The 15,942-nt window shown below is 68.6% G+C and carries 15 protein-coding genes, 3 pseudogenes and 2 CRISPR repeat arrays; of the genes and pseudogenes, 13 read left to right on the forward strand and 5 right to left on the reverse strand.

All coding sequences use genetic code 11. The features are described 5' to 3' along the window. Positions 1-138 precede the first annotated feature (138 nt). The 5 genes and pseudogenes from cas5e (at position 139) to ACTWQJ_RS27890 (ending at position 4,352) form a co-directional block, all read left to right on the forward strand. A complete protein-coding gene (cas5e, locus tag ACTWQJ_RS27870; protein WP_443309298.1) occupies positions 139-876 on the forward strand; it encodes a type I-E CRISPR-associated protein Cas5/CasD in 738 nt (245 codons plus the stop codon). Then, the gene (cas6e, locus tag ACTWQJ_RS27875) at positions 876-1,655 is read left to right on the forward strand and encodes a type I-E CRISPR-associated protein Cas6/Cse3/CasE (protein WP_443309299.1); all 780 of its coding nucleotides are present in this window, start codon (positions 876-878) and stop codon (positions 1,653-1,655) included. The genes cas5e and cas6e overlap by 1 nt, the downstream gene beginning before the upstream one ends. A 4-nt stretch (positions 1,656-1,659) precedes the next feature. Beyond that, positions 1,660-2,638: pseudogene (gene cas1e, locus ACTWQJ_RS27880) on the forward strand (type I-E CRISPR-associated endonuclease Cas1e). After that, positions 2,635-2,994, forward strand: a complete 360-nt coding sequence (gene cas2e, locus ACTWQJ_RS27885; protein ID WP_443309300.1) for a type I-E CRISPR-associated endoribonuclease Cas2e — start codon at positions 2,635-2,637, stop codon at positions 2,992-2,994. Before cas1e ends, cas2e begins: the two are co-directional and overlap by 4 nt. 80 nt (positions 2,995-3,074) lie before the next feature. Then, a CRISPR array of direct repeats spans positions 3,075-3,775; the repeat unit is 29 nt; unit sequence CTGCTCCCCGCACCCGCGGGGATGGTCCC. A 178-nt stretch (positions 3,776-3,953) separates the two neighbouring features. Further along, the gene (locus tag ACTWQJ_RS27890; RefSeq protein WP_443309301.1) at positions 3,954-4,352 is read left to right on the forward strand and encodes a YunG family protein; all 399 of its coding nucleotides are present in this window, start codon (positions 3,954-3,956) and stop codon (positions 4,350-4,352) included. Positions 4,353-4,365: 13 nt separating this feature from the next. Here ACTWQJ_RS27890 and istB read toward each other — a convergent pair whose 3' ends face one another. Both istB and istA read right to left on the reverse strand, forming a co-directional pair. Next, positions 4,366-5,208, reverse strand: a complete 843-nt coding sequence (gene istB, locus ACTWQJ_RS27895) for an IS21-like element helper ATPase IstB (protein ID WP_443309302.1) — start codon at positions 5,206-5,208, stop codon at positions 4,366-4,368. Positions 5,209-5,282: 74 nt separating this feature from the next. Further along, entirely contained in the window at positions 5,283-6,824 is a 1,542-nt protein-coding gene (gene istA / locus ACTWQJ_RS27900) for an IS21 family transposase (RefSeq protein ID WP_443309303.1), read from the reverse strand. A gap of 250 nt (positions 6,825-7,074) precedes the next feature. Further along, positions 7,075-7,592: direct repeats of the CRISPR family, unit length 29 nt; unit sequence CTGCTCCCCGCACCCGCGGGGATGGTCCC. 871 nt (positions 7,593-8,463) lie between these two features. Between istA and ACTWQJ_RS27905 the strand changes: the two genes are divergently transcribed. After that, positions 8,464-8,955, forward strand: a complete 492-nt coding sequence (locus tag ACTWQJ_RS27905) for a TetR/AcrR family transcriptional regulator (protein WP_443309304.1) — start codon at positions 8,464-8,466, stop codon at positions 8,953-8,955. 311 nt (positions 8,956-9,266) lie between these two features. On the opposite strand, the gene ACTWQJ_RS27910 is transcribed toward ACTWQJ_RS27905, so the two are convergent. Further along, a complete protein-coding gene (locus tag ACTWQJ_RS27910; protein ID WP_443309305.1) occupies positions 9,267-9,422 on the reverse strand; it encodes a hypothetical protein in 156 nt (51 codons plus the stop codon). 192 nt (positions 9,423-9,614) lie between these two features. Further along, positions 9,615-9,947 (reverse strand): hypothetical protein, encoded by a 333-nt coding sequence (locus ACTWQJ_RS27915; RefSeq protein ID WP_443309306.1) that lies wholly within the window; start codon positions 9,945-9,947, stop codon positions 9,615-9,617. Between the two features lie 312 nt (positions 9,948-10,259). Here ACTWQJ_RS27915 and ACTWQJ_RS27920 point away from each other — a divergent pair, with 312 nt between their 5' ends. Genes ACTWQJ_RS27920 through ACTWQJ_RS27940 form a run of 5 tightly spaced genes read left to right on the forward strand, consistent with a single transcriptional unit; the run spans position 10,260 to position 13,803 of the window. Continuing rightward, positions 10,260-10,751, forward strand: a complete 492-nt coding sequence (locus ACTWQJ_RS27920; protein ID WP_181662937.1) for a DUF2975 domain-containing protein — start codon at positions 10,260-10,262, stop codon at positions 10,749-10,751. Continuing rightward, positions 10,751-10,972: a helix-turn-helix domain-containing protein gene (locus ACTWQJ_RS27925; RefSeq protein WP_030944397.1), complete on the forward strand. Its 222-nt coding sequence runs from the start codon at positions 10,751-10,753 to the stop codon at positions 10,970-10,972. Before ACTWQJ_RS27920 ends, ACTWQJ_RS27925 begins: the two co-directional genes overlap by 1 nt. Positions 10,973-11,027: 55 nt before the next feature. After that, positions 11,028-11,612, forward strand: coding sequence for a transposase family protein (locus ACTWQJ_RS27930; RefSeq protein ID WP_443309307.1), 585 nt, complete (start codon positions 11,028-11,030; stop codon positions 11,610-11,612). Between the two features lie 42 nt (positions 11,613-11,654). Further along, the gene (locus ACTWQJ_RS27935) at positions 11,655-13,115 is read left to right on the forward strand and encodes an IS110 family transposase (RefSeq protein ID WP_443309308.1); all 1,461 of its coding nucleotides are present in this window, start codon (positions 11,655-11,657) and stop codon (positions 13,113-13,115) included. 49 nt (positions 13,116-13,164) lie between these two features. Then, a complete protein-coding gene (locus ACTWQJ_RS27940) occupies positions 13,165-13,803 on the forward strand; it encodes an ISAs1 family transposase (RefSeq protein WP_443309310.1) in 639 nt (212 codons plus the stop codon). 640 nt (positions 13,804-14,443) lie between these two features. Here ACTWQJ_RS27940 and ACTWQJ_RS27945 read toward each other — a convergent pair. Beyond that, the gene (locus tag ACTWQJ_RS27945; protein WP_443309309.1) at positions 14,444-15,106 is read right to left on the reverse strand and encodes a sigma-70 family RNA polymerase sigma factor; all 663 of its coding nucleotides are present in this window, start codon (positions 15,104-15,106) and stop codon (positions 14,444-14,446) included. Positions 15,107-15,257: 151 nt separating this feature from the next. On the opposite strand from ACTWQJ_RS27945, the pseudogene ACTWQJ_RS27950 reads away from it, so the two are divergent. Both ACTWQJ_RS27950 and ACTWQJ_RS27955 read left to right on the forward strand, forming a co-directional pair. Beyond that, positions 15,258-15,652: pseudogene (locus tag ACTWQJ_RS27950) on the forward strand (cytidine deaminase); the annotation flags it as partial. A 104-nt stretch (positions 15,653-15,756) separates the two neighbouring features. Continuing rightward, a pseudogene (locus ACTWQJ_RS27955) lies at positions 15,757-15,942 on the forward strand (IS701 family transposase); the annotation flags it as partial.

The following is a 15,942-nucleotide window of genomic DNA, read 5'->3' on the forward strand; positions in this document are numbered from 1 at the left end:
GGAGTCCACCCGCACCTGGGTCCTGCGCGTCGGATCCGCCACCGACAAGCTGGCCGACGTCGGCGAGGAGGCGCCCACCTTGTCCGCGCTCGTCGAGGCCGTCGGCGGCGCTGTCGCCGAGCGCATGGAGAAGCCAGCATGAGCGTGCTCACCCTCCGGCTCGACGGCCCCCTGCAGGCGTGGGGGGCCTCGGCCCGGTTCGCCCGACGTACCACCGAGTCCGCACCCACCAAGAGCGGCGTCATCGGCATGCTCGCCGCCGCCCGCGGCATGGACCGAGGCGATGACGCCGAACTGGCCCGCCTGGCCACGCTTCGCTTCGGTGTCCGCATCGACCAGCCCGGCACCCGGGTCCGCGACTACCAGACCGCGCGGCACCAGATCACCAAGGCGTCCATGCCCGTCTCGGAGCGCTACTACCTGGCCGACGCCGTGTTCGTCGCGGCCGTCGAGGGCGAAGACGAACTCGTCGACGCACTTGACGCCGCCCTGCGCGCTCCGGTCCACGCTCCCTTCCTCGGCCGGCGCTCCTGTCCGCCGGCCCGCCCCGTGCGGCTCGGTGTGCACCGGGGGGCAGACCTCGCCCGGGCGTTGCGGGATGAACCGTGGCAGGCAGCACCCTGGTACCGCAAAGGGAGCGGCCGACAGCCCACCATTCACCTGACCGTGCTGCGAGAGGCCGGCTCCAGCGAGGACGGCGCGGATTTTCTGCGCGATCAGCCCCTCAGCTTCGCGGCTGAGCGCCGTCGGCACGCCCTGCGCCCCGTGGTCACCGAGACCGTGGAAGTACCCCACCCCGATGTCCAGGCTGTCACGACGGCCACGGTGCGCGTGCCCGAGCACGACCCTCTCGCCGCCCTGGAGGAGAGCAACTGATGTACCTGTCCCGCTTCCGTCTCAACACCGCGCGCCCGGGGGCCCGGCGTCTGCTCTCCTCCCCGCAGTCGCTGCACGCGGCGGTAATGTCGTCGTTCCCTCACCTGCTGCCCACCGACAGCGGCACACCCGACGGACGGCGGGTGCTGTGGAGGCTGGACCGCAACGCGGCCGCCGAGGTCCTCCTGTACGTCGTCAGCCCCGACCGGCCCGACATGACCCATCTCGTGGAACAGGCCGGCTGGCCTGCAGCAGCCACCGCAGAAGCCCCCGGCTGGCAGAGCCGCCCCTACACCCCATTCCTCGACCGGTTGGCCGAGGGGAGCGTGTGGGCATTCCGCCTCACGGCCAACCCGGTCCATCAGATCCGCAGGAAGCCGGGTGAGCCGACCAAGCGGACCGCGCACCTCACCACGACCCACCAGATGGACTGGCTGCTGGATCCAGGACGCCAGGAACGCAGCGGATTCCAAATCTGCGAGAAGCCCGCGGACAAACGCCTCCTGCCCGGCGGTACCACCCATCGCAACAGGCCACACCACGGCGATCGGTACGAACTGATGGTGCGCGACCAGCGCAACCTGGCCTTCCCCAAGAAGGGAATGGGCGACGCGTCCAAGCAGCACCAGGTCACCCTGGTCACCGTCACCTACGACGGCCGGCTCACCGTCACCGACCCCGACCGGCTGCGCACCACCCTCACCCAGGGGCTCGGCAAGGCCAAGGCGTACGGCTGCGGACTGATGACCCTCGTTCCGCTCTCCACGACGGCCGGATGAGCCGGTGACCACCATCGGCCGACGCCCCGCGCTCACCCCCAGGCAACTGACCCGCACTGGTGAGCGCCTGTCCTTCGTCTACCTGGAACGGTGCATCGTCCACCGTGACGCCAACACCACCACCGCCGCGGACACGGCCGGCACGCCCCCCATCCCGTCCGCGACCATCGGCACGCCCCTCCTCGGCCCCGGCACCCGGATCACCCACCAGGCGGTGAGCCTCCTCGGCGAGACAGGAGCGGCCATCGCCTGGGTCGGCGAGCACGGGGTGCGCTACTACGCCGGCGGCCGCGCCCTGACCCGCTCCGCTGCCCTCGTCGAGGCCCAGGCCGCCAAGTGGGCCAATCCCCGCACTCGACTCGCCGTCGCGCGTGCCATGTACCGGCTGCGCTTCCCCGACGAGGACCCCTCCGGTCTCACCCGGCAGGAGCTCCTCGGCCGCGAGGGCCGCCGGGTCAAAGACTGCTACCGCGAGCACGCCGCCCGCACCGGCGTCCCCTGGCGCGGCCGCCGTTACACCCCGGGCGACTTCACCAGCGGGGACGCTGTTCAACCAGGCCGTCACCGCCGCCGCACAGTGCATGTACGGCATCGCCCACGCCGTCGTGGCTTCACTCGCCTGCAGCCCTGCGCTGGGCTTCGTCCACTCCGGGCACGAACTGTCCTTCGTCCTCGACATCGCCGACCTGTACAAGACCGAGATCGGCATCCCCGTCGCCTTCGATGTTGCCGCCGAGGACGACCAGGACGTGGGCGCCCGTACCCGCCGGGCCCTGCGAGACCGGATCAACCAGACGTCCCTGCTGGACCGCTGCGTTGACGACATCAAGGCCCTGCTCCTGCCGAATGCCGCGGCAGGGGATGCGGCCGCCAAGGCGGACACGGACCGCGTCGTCCTCCACAGCGACGGCGGACGCCAGGTGTCCGCCGGCCGCAACTATGCCGAAGGCGATGGCCCGGACATCGAGGAGGTGCTCTGGTGACCGTCATCGTCCTGACCAACTGCCCGCCCGGCCTTCGCGGCTTCCTCACCCGCTGGCTCCTGGAAATCTCCGCCGGCGTCTTCATCGGCAACCCCTCGGCCCGCGTCCGCGACGCCCTGTGGGACGAGGTGCGCCAATACGCGGGCCAAGGCCGCGCCCTGCTCGCCCACACCACCAACAACGAGCAGAGCTTCACCTTCCGCACCCACGACCACGCTTGGCACCCCGTCGACCACGAGGGCCTGACCCTCATCCGACGCCCCCACGACCGTAGTCAGCAGGCCACCGGCGGCCCGAAGCCAGGCTGGAGTAAGGCCTCCAAGCGCCGCCGCTTCGGCAGGCGTGCCCAACAATGAGCCAGATGACTGAATTGCCGGAATCGGTGAAAGTAGGGGAACCCGGCCTCTCCCCGCGCTGAAAACGCAGGTCGAGCAGTCTGCTCCCCGCACCCGCGGGGATGGTCCCGACCAGTACCGCATGTGGCGGTCGATGCGGCACTGCTCCCCGCACCCGCGGGGATGGTCCCCATGCGGCCGTAGAGCGGTACCGGATGGCGCTCTGCTCCCCGCACCCGCGGGGATGGTCCCCAAAAACCAAAAACCAAAACTCTGGCCGGCCGCTGCTCCCCGCACCCGCGGGGATGGTCCCCAGGCGCCCGAGCTTGGCGTCGTCGTGTTGCTCTGCTCCCCGCACCCGCGGGGATGGTCCCGTCGGCGACTACGTCTGGGTGTGGGACCCCAACTGCTCCCCGCACCCGCGGGGATGGTCCCAGCTCCGCCTGGATGTCCAGCAGGTGACTCTCCTGCTCCCCGCACCCGCGGGGATGGTCCCTTGCAGGTCACAGCCGCTCAGGGTGCTGCTCACTGCTCCCCGCACCCGCGGGGATGGTCCCAAAGCGGGCCGGACTCTGCGACTCCTACCTCGCTGCTCCCCGCACCCGCGGGGATGGTCCCGACACCTTGTTCGTCGCCGCCCGCCGGGTCGGCTGCTCCCCGCACCCGCGGGGATGGTCCCGGCCCGGACCCATAACCTCTTGGGGTCAGTGACTGCTCCCCGCACCCGCGGGGATGGTCCCCGTCCAGGAGCTACTCGACTCCCTCGACAGTCGCTGCTCCCCGCACCCGCGGGGATGGTGTCCACGGACAGTGCGACATCCGGGTGAGCGGACAACTCAAGTCCTTGCTGACGGACAGTTGATCTCCTTGTCCGGTACGACTATTTGTCGTCTGTTCGGCGGCCCCTGCGAGCTCGGTCCTGTCGGGCTCGCGGCTCCGGTGCCATCTGCGATGTCAGTGGTGGCTGCGATGCTGGCGGCATGATCCCTTGGAGCCTGCTCGATCTCGACAGAGCCCTGCGTGCCAGTTGGGCCGCCGACACCTGTTCGCCCGATGACCAGGCCGACTGGCAGCCCGGCAACCCGGCCTGGGGGCACTGTGACATCACGGCCTTGGTCGTCAACGACGTCTTCGGCGGTGATCTCATAGTCGGTGAGGTGCACCTTGACGGGACCCAGCACGGCTTCCACTGGTGGAACCGGCTGCCCAGCGGTGTTGAACTCGACCTGACGCGCGAGCAGTTCCAGCTCGGACAGACCGTCACTGCTGCCCGTGTCGTCGAGCGCCCGCCGGGCCCTCTGCCGCGCCGCTGGGAGGAGTACGTCCTGCTGCGTGAGCGCGTCATCAAGCACCTCGGTCATCTTCCGGAGCCCGTCTGATGGAGGGCCGGGGTCAGCCCGGCTGGTTCAGCGGGACGACGCCCTGACCGCTGGTGGCCTGGGTCAGCCGCAGCGAGGAGCCTTCCGTCAGGACGATGTGCGCATGGTGCAGGAGCCGGTCGACGGCGGCGGTGGCCAGCGTCTTCGGCATGATCGAATCGAATCCTGAGGGATGGAGGTTCGAGGTCACGATCACGGACCGGCGCTCGTAGGCAGCATCGATCACGCGGTAGAACGCCTCCGCGGCGGCCTGCCCGCTGGGCAGCATGCCGATGTCATCGACGACGATGAGGTCACAGCGGGTGATCTTCGCGACGGCCTTGGAGACCGTGTTGTCGACGGTCGCCCGCCCGAGGTGGGCGGTGAGCGATTCGAGGGTGAACCAGGCGACCTTCATGCCCTGGTCGATCGCCTTGTTCGCCAGGGCCTCCGCGAGGTGGCTCTTGCCCGTCCCCGAGGGCCCGGCGACAGCGAGATTCTCCGCCCGGGAGACCCACTCCAGCGTCATCAGCGCGTGCTGGGTCGGCGCCGGGATCGAGGAGTCGGCCTCCCGCCAGGAGCCGAAGGTCTTGCCCGAAGGCAGCTGGGCGAGGCGGCGGTGGTTGCGGCGGGTGGCCTCGTCCCGGCCCCTGATCTCCGCTTCCAGGAGAATCCGCACGACCTCGGCCGGGTCCCAGCGTTGGGAGCGCGCGGTCGCCAGGACCTCGGGGGCGGCCTTGCGCAAGTACGGAAACCGCATCCGCCGCAGCACGGCCTCCAGCTCGGGCGGGATCGGCGGGGCGACGGGCGGCGGCGGGACCGGCGTCGGGGCGGGAGCGGGCACGACCTCGGCGGGGTCCATCACGGGCGTGGTCATCGTCAACGTCCTTTCCTTGCAGTGTTGTTCGGTTGTGCCTCTCCCGGGCCGTAAAGCGGCCCGGGAGAGGGAGATCAGGCGGGCTTGCGGCCGAAGCCGGCCCAGGCCGAGGTGCCCGGCTGGACGGAGTGGGCTTCGTCGGCGACGACCAGGTCCGCGGGGCGGGAGCCATGGCGGCGGTGCTGGACGATCGACATCAGGTCGTCCTCGGCGAAGCGTCCGGCGGTCGCCGCGAGTCCGAGAGCGATGTCGACCTCGCCGACGCCGACCAGAGCGGCGAGTTCGACGGCGGACGCCATCTTCACCCGCATCCGGGCGGTGCCGGCCGCGGCGGCCTCGATCAGCCAGGACTTCGCGCCGGGGCCGAGTTCGAGGAATGCCTTCTCCGCTTCGTTGACCGGCTTCGGCCGGGGCTGGCGCGGGCCGCCGTCCATGTCCTGCGGATGGCCGGGGTAGTGGGAGAGATCGATCACCGGCCGTCCGGGCAGGGACAGTTGGTGGCGGGCGACCTCGGTCAGGCCCGCGGGGCCGTGCATCCACTCGGGCCGGCGGACCAGGTGGGAGAGGTCGACGACGATGACGAGTTCGTCGCCGTCGACGCGGACGAAGGCTTCCTCGCCGACCAGGCCGGGCGGGGTCGAATAGCGCACGGAGCCGAAGCGGACCGTCTGGTCCCGCAACACCTGCCGTGATTCGCCGAGCGCGAGGGTGTGAGGAGACACGGGAAGCGGGTGCAGCCTCGACTTCTCGATATCCAGCATCGAGGACGGGGTCTTCCCGGTCTCGCGGTGGACGCGGTTGTTGACCTGCTGGCAGAACACCGCGCAGGCGACCCGGAGTTCGGCGAAGCTGTCGTACTTGTTCCGCAGGTTCGCGTCCGTGGGCACCAGGTCCGCCTTCGCGATCCGCACGGTCGCCTCGGAGCCGCCCTTGGACTCCGGGTCGAACGGGACACACGTATGTACTTGCAGGCCGTAGTGGCGTCCCGCGGCGACGACTTGAGGGTGGCGGACCGCGACGCCGGCGACCCGGTCGATGGTCATCGTCTTCTCGTTGTCGGTCAGGACATAGGCCGGGACCCCGCCGACCGCCCGGAGCGTGGAATCCAGGCAGGAAACCACGGTGGGCAGGGTGCGGTCCCAGGTCGGGATCACCACCCGGAACCTCGACCAAGCCAGCCAGGCGCAGAACAGCAGCGTCTGCCGCTCGTCCTCACCGCTTGGACCTGGGACTTTCGGGCCCCATCCCCAGTCGAATTGCATCCACAGCCCCGGCTCGGTGATCCACGGGCGATAGGTTCTGCGGTGGCCGGCGTTCCAGCGTTCCTTCGCGCGGGCGACCGCGCGGCGGGTGGTCCGCTCGTCGCCGGTGAAACCGAGCAGGACCAGGCGCTCGTGGAGCTTGTCGGCCCGCACCCTGCCCTGCGAGCGTTCGACCCACTCCTCGATCTTCGGCATGAACGGGTCGATCAGCTTCGCCCGGGCGACCGGCCCCGCAACCGGGCGACCCGCGTCCCTCATCCGTGCGTACCTGCGCACGGTCTTGGGATCGACCCCCGCCAGCTGGGCGGCCGAATGCGCACACTCGGTGGCATCCAGGGCCTCGAAGATTTCCATGATCTCCCTGTCAGACTTCTTCAACGATCCCTCCGGGGGAAGACAGCTCGGCTCGTGCGTGGCAGCACCGAGCCAACCCCCGGAGGGATCATCAGTTCGGAATTGATGATCGGGATTCACACGAACAGCCCTCTGAACAGGGAGATCAACTGTCCGTGGAGCGGGACCCGACGTGTCCGCCTACAAGGATCTTGCGCTGTCCGCTCTCAGATGGTCCCTGGAACCAGCGGCCCCCGCTGAGCTGATCCTTCTGCTCCCCGCACCCGCGGGGATGGTCCCAACCCGAGCTGCTCCGTCTCTGCGCTCTGGGACTGCTCCCCGCACCCGCGGGGATGGTCCCAGGTGTGGTCGAGGATGGCCCGCCAGTGGGGCCTGCTCCCCGCACCCGCGGGGATGGTCCCAACGTGGAGGTCGTGGAGCACGTCCCCGGCGACTGCTCCCCGCACCCGCGGGGATGGTCCCTGGTAGCCGGTACGGCTCACCGGTGCGTCGATCTGCTCCCCGCACCCGCAGGGATGGTCCCGGCACGCCACCCAACTGAACTGACCCGCCAGTCTGCTCCCCGCACCCGCGGGGATGGTCCCCACGCGGGCCTGATCGAGAACGACGACGTGCTCTGCTCCCCGCACCCGCGGGGATGGTCCCTCTTCGATCACGACGGGGAAGCGGCCGTCGGCCTGCTCCCCGCACCCGCGGGGATGGTCCCGTGTGGCCCGTCTTGCCGAGCCAGAACTTCTCCTGCTCCCCGCGCCCGCGGGGATGGTCCCGTGCTGGACCTGGAGGGCTACGCCACGCTCGGCTGCTCCCGCACCCGCGGGGATGGTCCCCCTCCGTCTCTTCTCCGCGCTCGCCCGGTGCTCTGCTCCCCGCACCCACGGGGATGGTCCCCACCACCCCGACCGCCCGCGGGATCTTCGCCCCTGCTCCCCGCACCCGCGGGGATGGTCCAGCGGCGCCGAGGATCGCGCCCCAGCCGAGGTAGGCGATGACGGTCCGTCACCTGACCACGGAAAGATCTTTGGGGACGGATGGCGCCACTTTTCTCCCAAAGTTCTCCCAAACGATCTATATACCAGTGGGCCAAACACGCCTCACCTGCGGAGAACCTTGTAGGAGATGACTCCCGGCCATTGCTGATAAGAAGGGGCAGATCACTCTCGGCGAGTACTGGCACGTATTCCAGGAGCCGGAACTGTGGCAGCAGCTCAACTGGCCCTTCGACCAGCAGAGTTTCCTGGAACGCCTGGACGTCGTGAAGAAGTTCCGCGACAGCGTCGCCCACTGGGACGTCGACGCGCCCGAGGCCGAACGCGAAGCGGTGGAGGCTACCCGGCAACTTCTTCGACTGCTTCAGCTGGTGGCCTGAAGATCCGCTTCACGGCGTACTGGGCGCCGTGTCCCTACCGGCTACCGCTTCGGGTCACTCGTGAGGTGATAACCGTGGCACTGTGAACAGCGGTAGACGCGTTTCTCGCCGCGTCCGCTCTTCTGGGTGTTAGCTCTGCCACGATCCCGGCCGTCGTTCCTCACACGCCGGTGCCCCTCCACGAGCTGTTCGGGAGAGGTCGCCGTTCGCGCAGGTGACTCACCTACCACGCTCCGTGCGTCGCTGAATGTAGCGGGCGGCGAGGTTGGCGAGGTGGAGTGGCATGGACTGGTGACGGCGCTGCTGGAGAGCGAGCGCTCCCCGCTCTGGCGCGGCAGGCTGGAAGGCGTGGCCGAACAGTCGCCCGCGGACGCCACGGGGAAGTCGTCGCTGGACATCCGCTCACTGGTCGCAGCCGTCGTCGAGCCGTTCGACGAGCTGGTCCGCTCGAAGCGCGGACGGATGCTCTGCCGACTGCTCGCCCAGACGTCTTTGAAGACCGACCGCCCGCTCATCCAGTCACCCTGGTTCGGTACCGCACCGTTCGAAGTGATACTGGGCAGAGTCCTTCCGAATCTCTCCGTGCACGAGATCGCGGGCCGCTGGCGGCTGGCGTTCACCATGCTCCTCGAGGTGTACGGGCGTCCCCTCGCCCCGGACGACGCCGTCTCCACCGAACCGGCCTTCCCGGAGGCGGAGACGGTCGTCGCGTTCCTGACGGCGGGTCTGACCGCTCCCTCCCCCAAGGCCTCCGCCGTCGGCTGACATCTGGGCAGTCGACTCCGCCCGGATCGCGGGTCGAAGCGCCGGACCGCGCTTCGTCACCGACCACCCCGCCTTCCCTCCGGCGGTCCGCGCGCCGTCGCGCACGGGACACACCCGATGCAGGCGACATTCCCACCCGCGAGCCGGCCGTGTCCGTCGTAGTTCCCGGTGAGCGGGACTCACGTCTTCCACGCGGGCCGGCGGCCCCACGTGCGGCACACGGCACGGCACACCGACCGCCCGGCCCGTACCACAGGAGGCGGGCAAGAGCCCGTGCTCGGTGCCCCACCCGCCTCATGACGCGGGTCGACTCAGAACGCGACAGTCCGGTCCCGCGTAACGGTCGGGACCGAGACGACCGCGTCGAACGTACGAGCCAGGTCGGCGAGCATCACCGCGGACTGGGTACGGATGCCGGTCAGCAGTCCCAAGCCCGCGGCGTCGACCGGCGCCCGGTCCAGTGCCATGTCGTACCAGGCTCCGGATACATGACTGCCGAACGTTCAGCGCAGCAGCACGTCCACCCCCGACCAAGATCCGGACCATTCCCGGACCAGCAACCTCCCAAAGAGCACCGAGCCGCCTGTTTCCTCTGGTCATCAGGGGTGCGAGTGTCGTACCATCAGCAGACGAAGAACCTGCTGGTGCCTCCCCGGCCATCATTCAGGGCGCCTCTGTTCCTTCGCTTCCACCTCATCACGCAATACGTAGCTGCCCTTGCCGTTGGCCCGACTATTCCTGACGAGAGCAGTGAGCTGTCTCGACCGAGCCGCGCCGATGTGCAGCTCCTTCCGCAGCGTTTCCGCCGACGCAGGGCGCTGATGCAGTTCCCGGTGTCGGGCATCAAGCATCTTCGCCTGCTCCAGCAAGGGATCATCCCCCTGTTGTGCAGAGCGCCAACCCGCCATGGCGTTGTCTTCCTTCAGCCGTGCTGTGCCGTGGGTGCCTGGATCGGCCGTACGGTGCACCAGAAGTTCGACCGAGAGCAGCAATGCGACAGGCGACCAATACCGGCTTCCATTCCAATGCCGGTGCTGCCGCGATGTTTGCGGCCAGGGAGATAGCGATTCCCAGCAAGAAGGCCAACCAGATGGCCAGGGCTTCGGCGTAGTCGGGTGGCGTCCGATTTGTGTTCAAGTGAGGCCGACTTCGACAAGATCAAGACGGTTCGCGCAACCGCCGTGCCATGGGAGGCGGCGACGTCCCGCCACCGTGCGAAACTGCCGCCCACCCTCCGTCCCAGCCCTTGCTTCATCTATCGAATCTCGATAGATTTCGATCGCGCTTCGATGGAAGGATGGGTCATGGGAAAGCTGACCGTGCGTGCGCTGCGCGCCCTGCTCGTGGTGGTGCTCGCCGGCACCGTGTTCGTGCAGGCATTGATGGTGTGGACATTGGTCAGCGGGAGCGACCCGGAGGACGGGTCGCTCCCGCTGACCGCGCTGCGCGTGATCACGATCCTGGGCATGGTGTCGGTCCAGGTCGCCCTGGTCTGCGTATGGCGGCTGGTGACGATGGTGCGACACGGAACCGTGTTCTCCCACGCCGCCTTCCGGTACGTGGACGGCGTGATCGGCGCGATCGTGGCGGCTGCCCTCGTGTGGTTCGCGGTCACAGCCATCAATGCGCCGGGCCAGCGGGACGACCCGGGCGTCACCGTCATCATGGGCGGGGTTGGCGTGGCCATCCTGGGAGTCGCGCTCATCGTGCGCGTGCTGCGGATGCTGCTCGCCCAGGCCGTCGCGCGCGACGTCGAAGCGGCGCAGATGCAGGCCGAGCTGGACGAGGTGATCTGATGCCGATCGCCGTCGACATCGACGTGATGCTGGCCAGGCGGAAGATGTCCGTGGGCGAGCTCGCGGACCGCGTAGGGATCACACCCGCCAACCTGGCGGTACTCAAGAACGGCCGCGCCAAGGCGGTGCGCTTCGCGACCCTCGCCGCGCTCTGCGAGGTGCTCAAGTGCCAGCCAGGCGACCTGCTGCGCTGGGAGGCCGAGGACGCCGCAGCTGACTGACGTGCCCTTCCAAGATCATGGAGCTCTCGACGCCCCGTGACCCTAGTGGAAGACCGTGCCTGCCGACGCAGCATCGCCGATCCTGCCTGCCTTTGACCAACTCCGCGAGCATCCCGAGGCCGTGCCCGAGGAGATCCCGGGCCTGCTGGAGCGACTGGCCGAGGTTCCCGACCCTCGCGATCCGCGCGGCGTACGGCACGCTCTGGTCGTCGTGCTCGCGCTGACCGCGTGCGCGGTTCTGGCCGGAGCGACCTCCCTGCCGGCGGTGGGCGAGTGGATCACCGACGCCCCGCCGTCCGTCCTGAAGCGCCTTGGTGTACGGCCTGATCCGCTGTCCCCGAAGCGGTGCCTGCCGGCGGAGGCGACGGTGCGGCGGCTGCTGGGCCGCATCGACGGCGACGCGTTGGACCGGGCGGTGGGCCGCTGGCTGGCCGACCGGCGCGCTGGGGCCGACGGTCAACTGCACGCAGTGGCGGTCGACGGCAAGACCCTACGCGGAGCGGCCAGGGCCACGGGCCGCAAGATTCATCTGCTCGCCGCCTGCGACCACCTCTCCGGCCTGGTCCTCGCCCAACTCGACGTAGGCGAGAAGACCAACGAGTCTCTGTATCCGGCATACCGGACGTCGGCGCAGTCGTGAAAATGGATTGCGGGGCGGCTGCCCGTCCGACGCCGATGATCTGTGGGTGGACGAGTCCGTAATGAGTCTGGTGCCGGGGCCGACCCAGAGGGGCTGCGCACTGTTGCTTCGAGCACGCGGGTTAGATTCTCGTCTTCCCTCGCCGACCCCCGGGTGGCCGTCGCCGTGCGCACGATCGCGAGGCGAGGAGGGGTGGCGGTGACGGTCGACGAGACGGATCTGGAAGCGGAGTTGGTGGAACGGGTCGCGGCCATCGATGTGGCCAAGGCCGGCGGAATGGTCTGTACGCGTGTCCCACACGGCACCCGGAAGGGGAGGCGTGTTCAGGAGGTCTGGAATGCAGCCTCCACGACAGCGGGGATCCTGGAGCTCGGCGCGCGGCTGAATGCGCTGGGCATCACCCGGGTCGTGATGGAGGCCACCGGCGTGTACTGGAAACCGTTCTTCTTCCTGCTGGAGTCCTGCGGACTCGAATGCTGGCTGGTCAACGCCAGGGATGTGAAGAACGTCCCCGGACGGCCCAAGACCGACAAGCTGGACGCCGTCTGGCTGGCCAAGCTGGCCGAACGGGGCATGCTGCGGGCCTCGTTCGTGCCGCAGCGGCCTCTGCGGCAACTGCGGGACCTGACCCGGCTGCGGTCCGCGCTCACGCAAGAACGCACGCGTCACAAGCACCGGGTCGAGAAGGTCCTGGAAGACGCCCAGATCAAGCTGTCGTCCGTCCTGGCGAACATCTTCGGGCTGTCCGGCAGGCTGATGCTGGACGCATTGATCAGCGGGGTGCGCGACCCGCAGGAGCTCGCCGCACTCGCCCAGGGCAAGGCCAAGTCGAAGCGAGAGGCGCTGACGGCGGCGCTGACCGGCCAGTTCGACGAACACCACGCCTACTTGCTCGGCACCCTGCTGGAGGCCATCGACCGACTTCAGAGCCAGATCGACGAGCTGACGACTCGTATCACCGACAGGCTCGCAGAGCTCAGCCGCGACGCGGACGTGCCCGACGCCGACGGTCTGACACCACAGCAGCGTCTGGACGAGATCCCCGGGATCGGCCCCGCCACCGCGCAGGTCATCCTGGCGGAGATCGGACTCGACATGTCCGTCTTCCCCACCGCTGGTCACCTGGTCTCATGGGCGAAGCTCTCGCCACGTACCATCCAGTCAGCTGGCAAGAACTTTCCCGGCGGCACCGGCCAGGGCAATCCCTGGTTGAAGGGCGCCCTGGGCGAAGCCGCCATGGCTGCCGCACGCACCAACACCTTCCTCGGCGCCCGATACAAACGCCTCGTCAAACGCCGGGGCCACGGCAAGGCGCTGGTCGCCGTCGCCCGATCCATCCTCGTGATCGTCTGGCATCTGCTGAGCGATCCTGACGCCCGCTTCCACGACCTCGGATCCGACTACCATCTGCGCGTCGTCAACTCCGCCGCCCGAACCAGAGGTCTCATCCGCCAACTGGAAGCGCTCGGCCACGACGTGACCATCGCCCCCAAGGCGGTATAAGCCGAGCCCGACCACGCCACCGCACCAGCCATGGGTATTTTCGGGTTAGATCACCTGCTTCCAGCCTCTGCTGGAGACCCTCGCCGAACTGGCGGGCGTGGTCGTGACCAGCGACGCCATGCACACCCAGCGCGAGCACGCCAGCTACCTGCTCGGCCGAGGCGCGCACTACATCGTGACCGTGAAAGGAAACCAGAAGAAGCTCCACAAGCAGCTCAAGTCCCTTCCCTGGAAGCAGGTCCCGCTGCAGGACCGCACCCGCGACACCGGCCACGGCCGCGGCGAGATCCGCCGCATCAAGGTGTGCACGGTAAACAGCCTGCTCTTTCCCGGCGCCCGCCAGGCCGTCCAGCTCAAGCGCCACCGAGTGGACCGCAAGACCGGCAAGGTCAGCATCAAGACCGTCTACGCGGTCACCAGCCTCACTGCGGAACAGGCCACACCCGCCGAGCTCGCCCGGCTGATCCGGAGCCACTGGAAGATCGAAGCCCTGCACCACGTCCGAGACATGACATTCGCCGAGGACGCCTCCCAGCTGCGAACCGGCTCCGCACCCCGCGCCATGGCGACCTGGCGCAACCTCGCCATCGGCGCCCTTCGCCTCGCCGGGAAGAGCAACATCGCCGCCGGCCTCCGTCACAACGCCCGCGACGCCAACCGACCACTCACCCTCCTCGGACTCACATGATCACGAAACAGACGTCACGCGACTACGCCGAGGCCCTGCTCTCACGACCCCCGTGGTCACCACGCCCGGGATGAGCGGGAACAGCAGCTTCGTCAGGGGCATCTGCACGTCGTTCATACCGCCTGAGGGTGGGGATACTGGCGGCGCCCTGGACGGCGCAGACGCAGAGCATCGGATGCATTCCCGATTCCGCCGCGCGCCCGCGCACAAGCGCCTGATCTCAACTACGAGATACGAAGGGCTAGTTCAGCGACTCAGCGTCACCCTCCACACAACGAGGGACAGAGCCCATTTTGAGAGACCGCCGACAGTGGGGTTCGGCAACCGAGAACGTCACCACCTCAGCCGCATGGGAAACCGACAACTCACGTCGCCTACACCGCATTGCGATCACGCGGGCTCACTATCACCCCGAGGCACGGGCCCACCTGCAGCGCCGCCGCGAGGCCGGGACACGAGCACCGAAGCAATCCGTGCTCTCAAGCACAGGCTCTCCGATGTCGTTTGCCAGGCCTTACGCCGCGATGCCCACCCCGCCGAGGAGCAGCCGGTTCGCCTCGCAGCAGCCGCTTGAGATTAGAGCAAGCGGACGTGACCCGGCCGGAACTCGGCTCGCCTATGGCTCTGGTTGCACGACCGGTCAGGACGCTTGTCCCCCACTCCTGTATTGAGATAGCAGGCTGCGCAGTTGCTTCCGGCCGCGGTGGATGCGGGACATGACGGTGCCCACAGGGGTCCCCATGAAGTCCGCGATCTCCTTGTAGCTGAATCCCTCAACGTCTGCCAGGTACACGGCCGTACGGCGGACCGGGGGGACCATGCGGAGGGCCGCCTTGAGGTCCGAGCTGGCCAAGTGGGACAGGACGGCGGATTCGGCGGAGTCGAACGCCTGGTCGCCGTATGCGACTAGTCGTGGCAGTTGCTGTTCGCCGGCGTCTGCTACAAGGTGCTGGCGCGGCCGACGCTGTTCTTTGCGGTACGCGTTGATGTATTGGTTCACGAGTATTCTTCGCACCCACGCGCCAAAATTCGTTCCAGGACGGTACTGATCGAACGACGCATACGCTCGCGCATACGCTTCCTGCAAAAGGTCCTCTGCGTCGGCCGGGTTACGCGCCATGCTCCGAGCGGCGGCGAGCAGGGATCGCCGATGCGCCAGCGCGTCCTGCTCGAACCGAGCACGGCGCTCCGCACAGCTCTCATTCAGCCGCCCCGGTGCGGGGGGTTGAGGGGGAGGTGTCGCCACTGAGCCCCTCCTCTCTGCCTCGGACTGACACGTGCACCGCTGATGCGTCTGGGCCACCGGCGGCGGTCTGTTCCGGCCTTACTGGGTTGGCGGCCCCGTTCGGTTCTGTTCTTACTGGCCAGGGCAGCTCGGCGTCGCCGAGGGTGGCTCCAAGCCGACCGACACGACCTGCCCTTTTCGACCTGGAGTCTGACCAAGCTGGCGGACTTCCGCGGCCCACGTCGCGGCCAAACGTTGCCGGGGCGACAACCACACCATGGCGGCGCGGTCCGCGCCCGAGACGGCTGGATCGTCGCCGCGGTGAACGCCTATCACCGCACCGGAGGCCCCGGCGCGGAGCTGGTCCTGATCCGCGCTGCTGCCGCCCAGGGGGCCTGTTACGTGGACGCCATTGCCTCCGTAGGTGATCGCGACCGAGGCGGCGTGCCCCCACGTGTCCGCTGCCGCCAGGTCCTTCTGGACTACTTCCCAGCCCTGAAGGTCATCGTCGGGACAAGCGACGGCCTCCGAGTGGTGCCCGTCACCGACCTGCCTCCCGAAAGCCACATCTGGGCGGACCACCGGCTCGACACTGAGAAGAGCGCACCACTCAGCACGAGATGACGCCCCAGGCGGTTATGGGGCAAACGTCGGCTGCTACGGCACTAGCGGTGGTTTGTTGACGTGGGTCAGTGGTCGCAGTAGAAGGCCGAGTAGGGGTGGGTGTGATGACTGCTCGTCGTCCGTGTCCGCCGGCTCCGGGCCCATTGGAGCAGTACGCTGCCGGCTTCGACGATCTGTTCGACTCTCTGGCTCAGCGTCGGGGCTTTCGCCAGTACCTGACCGGGTTGCTGGCGCCGCGGGAGCGCAACAAGACGCTGACGTGTCTGGCTGGGGCCGAGCCGGTGACGGGA

This window comes from Streptomyces sp. KR55, from assembly GCF_052245645.1.
Lineage (GTDB): Bacteria > Actinomycetota > Actinomycetes > Streptomycetales > Streptomycetaceae > Streptomyces > Streptomyces flavusporus.